The sequence below is a fragment of the Xanthobacter sp. BG11Y11_SDJG genome, assembly GCF_057364445.1.
Map to the genome: position 1 here is coordinate 1 of NZ_JBNFNU010000417.1, position 3,566 is coordinate 3,566.

Here is a 3,566-nt window from a genome sequence, read left to right on the forward strand (position 1 = left end):
CGGTGGGCAACGCGAAGCGACCCGGCGGAATCGAGCACGAGGCGCGATCTGCGGGCGGTCGAGCGCGACGCCGGTCGCCTCCACCTCGCCGCGCATGAGGGCGCCGAGGGAGAGTTCGGCGCGCAGCTCCTTCACGGTGCCGCCGGTGGAGACCACGTCGCCGAGCGTCACGTCGCGCAGGACGATGCGCGGGGCGGGCAGGATCTGCGCGTCGATCGGCCCGCGGATCACCACCGGCAGGCCGATGGCGTGGCCGATCTCGCTCTCGAACGTGCCGCGCCAGGCGTTCCAGTCCACCACATAGGGCGCCGCGAACGCGCCGCCGATGGCGAGGATGACCGCCGAGGCGAGGCTAATCAGGATGCCCTGCACATCCACACTCCCGAAAAGGTTGTGCGCCGCCGAAGCGGCGCCAACGCCCGGTATGCCGGGAGATTGCGATCAGATCGCGACGATCTTGCCCGGGTTCATGATGTTGTCGGGATCGAGCGTGCGCTTGATCGCGCGCATCACGTCGAGCGCGCCCTCGCCGTGCTCGGCCGCCATGTAGCCCATCTTGCCCTGGCCGATGCCGTGCTCGCCGGTGCAGGTGCCGCCCATGGCGAGCGCCCGGGCGACGAGGCGCTTCATGTAGAGATGCGCCTTCTCCACGTCCGCCGGGTCGTCGTGGTCCACCATCAGCGTGGTGTGGAAGTTGCCGTCGCCCACATGGCCGACGATGGGGGCGACGAGCCCCATCTCCTCGATGTCGCGCTTGGTCTCCATGACGCATTCGGCGAGCCGCGAGATCGGCACGCACACGTCGGTGGCCACGCCTTGGCGCCGGGGCGCAGCGGCAGCGCCGACCAGTAGGCGTCGTGGCGCGCCTGCCAGAGCTTGGTGCGCTCCTCCGGCTTGACGGCGAACGCCGCGGGGCCGCCGCCGAACTCGGTGGCGATGGCGCCGAAGCGGTCCGCCTGCTCGTGCACGCTCGCCTCGGTGCCGTGGAATTCCAGGAACAGGGTCGGCGTCTCGGCCAGCGCGAGCTTGGCATAAGCATTGGAGGCGCGAACCTGCACCTCGTCGAGCAGCTCGATGCGCGCGACCGGGATGCCGCACTGGATGGTCATGATGACCGCATTGCAGGCCGCCTCGATGGACGGGAACGGGCAGACCGCCGCCGAGATCGCCTCGGGGATGCCGTAGAGCTTGAGCGTGATGCCCGTGACGATGCCGAGTGTGCCCTCCGCGCCCACATAGAGCCGAGTGAGGTCGTAGCCGGCGGAGGACTTGCGGGCCCGCGTCGCGGTGGTGATGAGCTCGCCCGAGGGCGTCACCACGTCGAGCGAGAGCACGTTGTCCTTCATGGTGCCGTAGCGCACCGCATTGGTGCCCGAGGCGCGGGTGGAAACCATGCCGCCCAGCGAGGCGTCGGCGCCGGGATCGATCGGGAAGAACAGGCCCTGGTCGCGCAGCTCCTCGTTGAGCCGCTTGCGGGTGACGCCGGGCTCGATGACGCAGTCGAGGTCCTCGGCATTGACGGCGAGGATGCGGTTCATGCGCGAGAGGTCGATGCACACGCCGCCGAACGGGGCGTTGACCTGGCCCTCGAGCGAGGTGCCCGCGCCCCACGGGATCACCGGCACCTTGTGCGCGGCGCAGATGCGCACCGCCTGCTGCACGTCCGCTGCGCTCTCGGCGAACACCACCACGTCCGCCGGCTCGTTGGGCAGGTAGGTGGTGACATTGGCGTGCTGGGATCGGATCACCGGGTTTGTCACGATCTTGTGATCGAGGGCGGATTTGAGGTCCTGCGTGGCAAGGATGACACGCTCCGGCAAGGTGGATTCGGATTTCGCGGATGCAACAAGCATTTACGATTCCTTAACTTGTATCCCCGAGGGCGATCTGGCGGGCGGCGGGGGTGGATGTGGAAGGCGGTAAAATCGACCGTATTGGAACCGTTTTTTCTTGACAGTGCTTTTTGTGATTCGCGACTGCGGCCCCGTCGGCGTGATTTCAGGCGTGACGAATGCCTGTTGTGTCGGCACACTGAATAACAATCGAGCAAACCTCCTGCCACAGGCGGCTCGCCATGCTACACCGGATCGACTTCGAACCTGTGTTCTTCGCTCCCTTCGTCTCCTCCGCCATGAAGGTGGAGCGCGAGTGGATCGACTATAATGGCCATCTGAACATGGCCTATTACAACCTCCTGTTCGACCGCGCCGTCGACGAGGCGTCCCAATTGCTGGGCCTCGGCCCGGATTATGCCGAAAGCTGCGGCGCCTCCTTCTTCACCGCCGAGGCGCATGTGCGCTACCTGCGCGAACTGAAGCCGGAGAGCCCGGTGCGCGTCACCCTTCGCCTCGTCGACTATGACGACAAGCGTCTTCACCTGTTCCAGACGCTGCATCATGGCACCGAAGGCTGGGAGTCCGCCACCTGCGAGCAGGTGGCGATCCACGTGGATCTGGCCTCCCGCCGCGCCGTGCCGTTTCCGGACGACGTGCTGGCCCTGGTGGCCACCATGCGCGCCGCCCACGCGGCGCTGCCGCGGCCGGAAGGCCTCGGACGCTCGGTGGCCATGGCCCCGCGGGCATCCTGAACCCGCCGCGCGGCGCTCAGGGCGCCGACGGCGTTCCGCCGGGGGGCGCGGCGCCCCGGCGCTCCTCGGGGTCAAGGCGATCGGAAATGCCTAGACCTTAGTCAGCTTCCAAATCCGCCCGCATTGCACGCAATGCAGGGCAGTCATGCTGACCTATCCATTCTCGTCTGCTGCAGTGCGGCATATATTGCATTGCATCACGGTCGCGGCTCCGCTGCGACCGCTGCAGCAGGAGGCCTCCATGAGCGCCGTCACCTTTCCGAAGTCTCTCGCCGGCCAGAAGAGCGTATCCGTCCAGGCGGCGGGCACCCCCGCCAAGGGCTTCTTCGCCCGCGTGCTGGACGCCATCATCGCCGCCCGCAGCGCCCAGGCGGAGCGCGAGATCGCCCGCCACATGCGCGGCTACGAGCGCGGGGAGCGCTGAGCGTACCCGCTCTGAATTTGAGGAGAGAACGTGTCGTCCGATCAGCTTGCGATGCAAGCCGATCGGCGCGTGCTCTAGCGCCGCGGCAGCGGACGTCCGGCCGCGCGCGCCAGCGTGAGGGTCGTCCAGCCCTCGATGGAGCGCCGGCGCACCAGATGAAGCCCCCCGGGCGCGGTAGGCGGCGAGCGCCGCCGGCGCCTGGGCATCGAGCAGCCCCGACAGAACCACCCGTGCCGCCCGGCGCCAGGAGCGCGCAGAGCGGCCGCGCCAGCCGCTTCAGCGGCGGCAGCAGGATGTTGGCGAGGATCAGGTCGTAGGGACCGTCCTGCCCACGCGCGCGCGTCCGCGCCCGCCGCATGCACGAACCGCACAAAGGCGCCGCGCCGTTGGCGCGCGCATTCTCCCGCGCCGTCCGGACCGCCACGACGTCGATGTCGCTCGCCGTCACCGGCGTCCGCAGCGCCCGCGCGGCGGCGATGGCAAGCACCCCCGTTCCCGTGCCGATCGCAGGCGCGCGCGCGCAGCTGCGCGCGCGCGTCGGCGATCGCGGCGAGG

5 protein-coding genes and 1 pseudogene are annotated in these 3,566 nt (G+C 68.9%); 3 read left to right on the plus strand and 3 right to left on the minus strand.

Features of this window, described 5'->3' with window-relative positions; genetic code table 11:
• Both AC2W7M_RS21975 and AC2W7M_RS21980 read right to left on the minus strand, forming a co-directional pair.
• On the minus strand, nucleotides 1-372 hold a 372-nt coding region (locus AC2W7M_RS21975; RefSeq protein WP_486134911.1), incomplete at its 3' end, for an AsmA family protein.
• Between the two features lie 69 nt (nucleotides 373-441).
• A pseudogene (locus AC2W7M_RS21980) lies at nucleotides 442-1,853 on the minus strand (FAD-binding oxidoreductase).
• A 221-nt stretch (nucleotides 1,854-2,074) separates the two neighbouring features.
• Between AC2W7M_RS21980 and AC2W7M_RS21985 the strand changes: the two are divergent.
• Complete coding sequence (locus tag AC2W7M_RS21985; protein WP_486134913.1) at nucleotides 2,075-2,587, plus strand: thioesterase family protein; 513 nt, start codon at nucleotides 2,075-2,077, stop codon at nucleotides 2,585-2,587.
• 241 nt (nucleotides 2,588-2,828) lie between these two features.
• Nucleotides 2,829-3,011 carry a hypothetical protein gene (locus AC2W7M_RS21990; RefSeq protein WP_486134915.1) on the plus strand — a complete coding sequence of 61 codons (183 nt, stop codon included), beginning with the start codon at nucleotides 2,829-2,831 and terminating at the stop codon, nucleotides 3,009-3,011.
• Here the strand turns inward: AC2W7M_RS21990 and AC2W7M_RS21995 are convergent.
• Nucleotides 2,935-3,459, minus strand: a complete 525-nt coding sequence (locus AC2W7M_RS21995) for a 50S ribosomal protein L11 methyltransferase (RefSeq protein ID WP_486134916.1) — start codon at nucleotides 3,457-3,459, stop codon at nucleotides 2,935-2,937. The genes AC2W7M_RS21990 and AC2W7M_RS21995 overlap by 77 nt on opposite strands.
• Between AC2W7M_RS21995 and AC2W7M_RS22000 the strand changes: the two genes are divergently transcribed.
• Nucleotides 3,368-3,566 (plus strand): hypothetical protein (locus AC2W7M_RS22000; protein ID WP_486134918.1); only part of this gene is annotated, 199 nt, incomplete at its 3' end. The two genes, AC2W7M_RS21995 and AC2W7M_RS22000, sit on opposite strands and share 92 nt — an antisense overlap.

What these genes read in the sequence shown, in the direction of transcription:
- AC2W7M_RS21985 (WP_486134913.1), top strand. Translation starts at nt 2,075, where the DNA reads ATGCTACACCGGATCGACTTCGAACCTGTGTTCTTCGCTCCCTTCGTC.
- AC2W7M_RS21990 (WP_486134915.1), top strand. Translation starts at nt 2,829, where the DNA reads ATGAGCGCCGTCACCTTTCCGAAGTCTCTCGCCGGCCAGAAGAGCGTA.